Origin of the sequence: Acinetobacter sp. HA, assembly GCF_000264725.1 — a bacterium.
Lineage (GTDB): Bacteria > Pseudomonadota > Gammaproteobacteria > Pseudomonadales > Moraxellaceae > Acinetobacter > Acinetobacter schindleri.
This window is the reverse complement of sequence record NZ_AJXD01000088.1, coordinates 1-539: the sequence shown is the minus strand read 5'-3', so window position 1 is coordinate 539 and position 539 is coordinate 1. Positions and strand designations below refer to the sequence as shown.

The following is a 539-nucleotide window of genomic DNA, read 5'->3' as shown; positions in this document are numbered from 1 at the left end:
TAACATAAAATCTCTTATGCGAAATCAGGTTGATCTAAAGTTCTTTATTGCCTTGATCACATGATCCCCTAATTGCTGAGTATTTTTAGGATTTCCGGCTGAATTATTTAAAGGGAGGGCTATCTGCCTCAAAATTTCTTTAGCTGATGGTTGTTTTTCACCATCCTTATAAACTTCAATTTTTGCATTTTCATATTGTTTTATCTCATATCCATCATAAAAAATATTATTTAAAATCAATAGCTCATGATTATTTTCAACTTTCAGTTCTGTTTCAGTAGGAATATTTAACCCTATATTTATTTTTGAATTAGCTAAAAGTATTTTGTTATAAATACCTAAAATATATTTCCCTTTGTATTCTCGTGACTTAGCCTGAAACTGCTCCATATTTAAGTCATAGACTACTTCAATACAGAGGTCCTCTGGGTTAATTCTTAAAACAATAATTCTGTCCACTAACTCAATCGTTTTAAGATTAAAATCGACATGACTTGCTGTAGTAACAGTCTTAACAGAAATTCTTTGTCCAGTACTGG

At 30.4% G+C, this 539-nt stretch carries 1 protein-coding gene; it reads right to left on the bottom strand.

The features are described 5' to 3' along the window. Window positions 1-24: 24 nt before the first annotated feature. Window positions 25-539 (bottom strand): hypothetical protein (locus tag HADU_RS15685; protein WP_008306773.1); only part of this gene is annotated, 515 nt, incomplete at its 5' end.